The organism is Nodosilinea sp. LEGE 07298 (assembly GCF_015207265.1).
In the GTDB taxonomy this organism is placed as follows: domain Bacteria; phylum Cyanobacteriota; class Cyanobacteriia; order Phormidesmidales; family Phormidesmidaceae; genus Nodosilinea.
This window is the reverse complement of record NZ_JADEXE010000572.1, coordinates 1-1,477: the sequence shown is the minus strand read 5'-3', so window position 1 is coordinate 1,477 and position 1,477 is coordinate 1. Positions and strand designations below refer to the sequence as shown.

The 1,477-nt window shown below is 56.7% G+C and carries 1 protein-coding gene and 1 pseudogene; both read left to right on the top strand.

Annotation, left to right across the window (positions count from 1 at the left end; all coding sequences use genetic code 11):
- Positions 1-825: pseudogene (locus IQ273_RS33120) on the top strand (phosphoglucomutase/phosphomannomutase family protein); the annotation flags it as partial.
- 183 nt (positions 826-1,008) lie between these two features.
- Positions 1,009-1,477: SDR family NAD(P)-dependent oxidoreductase (locus tag IQ273_RS33115; protein ID WP_194027309.1), on the top strand; the 469-nt coding region annotated here is incomplete at its 3' end.

The following is a 1,477-nucleotide window of genomic DNA, read 5'->3' as shown; positions in this document are numbered from 1 at the left end:
GCCAGCGTTCACGAGCTGCACAGCAATGCCGACCCGCTGTTTGGCGGCAACCCACCCGAGCCCCTGCCCAAGTACCTGGGCGAAATGCTGGAGACCGTGAAGGAGTATCCGGCCAAAGAGGGTGTCAAGGTCGGTTTGGTCTTTGATGGCGACAGCGATCGCATCGCCGCCGTCGATGGCCAGGGCAACTTCCTCAGCTCCCAGATTCTGATTCCCATTCTGATCGACCACCTCAAGTCGCGTCGAGGCTATAGCGGCGAAATTGTCAAAACCATCAGCGGCTCCAACCTGATTCCAGCGGTGGCCAAGCTCAATGGCCTGGAGCTATACGAAACTGCCGTGGGCTACAAGTACATCGCCGATCGCATGCAGGAGGCCAAGGTGCTGCTCGGTGGCGAAGAGTCGGGCGGCATTGGCTACGGCCACCACATCCCCGAACGCGACGCGCTGATGTCGGCCCTTTACGTGCTAGAAGCCGTCGTCGCGTCTGGGCTAGATCTCAGCGACTACTACCGCAGCCTGCAAGAGAAAGTGGGCTACTTCTCCGAGTACGATCGCATCGACCTGCCCCTAGCCAGCATGGATGTGCAGGCCAAGCTGCTCGACTCTCTGGCTACTGCGCCGCCCACCGAAGTTGCGGGCAAAGCCGTCACCCACATCCTCGACATCGACGGCTACAAGCTCACCCTGGCCGACGAAAGCTGGCTACTAATCCGCTTTAGCGGCACCGAACCCGTACTGCGCCTCTACAGCGAGGCCAAAACCCTCGACGAGGTGCACAAGCATCTGCACTGGGCGAAGGACTGGGCGAGTTCGTTTACTTAAAGGGGTTCAAGGTGCAAGGTACAGGGTTCAAGGTTTGGATTTCGAAGTTTTGCCTTATACCTTGTACCTTGAACCCTATACCCTATGTAACAACACCTCAAAAAACGTTAAGACATTGCTTTAATGCCTGTGTAATCCTTAACACTGGAAAATTACAAGCAATTTTTCAGTCTTTGGATAGTCATGGAACAGCAGAAAACAGTCATTGTTACCGGTGCCTCGTCTGGGGTAGGGCTAAACGCTGCCAAGGCTTTGGCCGATCGCGGCTGGCATGTCGTCATGGCCTGCCGCAATATTGATAAAACCAAGCAGGTGGCCCAAGAGATTGGCATGCCGAACGGCAGCTACAGCATTATTCACCTCGATTTGGGTTCTCTGGCCAGCGTGCGCCAGTTCGTCAGCGACTTTCGGGCCACTGGGCGCAGCCTAGAATCCCTGGTGTGCAACGCCGCCGTCTACTACCCCTTGCTCAAAGAGCCCATGTACAGCGAAGACGGCTACGAAATCAGCGTGGCGACCAACCACCTGGGTCACTTCCTGCTGTGTAACCTGCTGCTGGATGACATTAAGGCTTCCCCCGCCACCGACAAGCGGCTGATCATCCTCGGCACCGTGACCGCCAACCCCAAAGAACTGGGCGGCAAAATTCCCA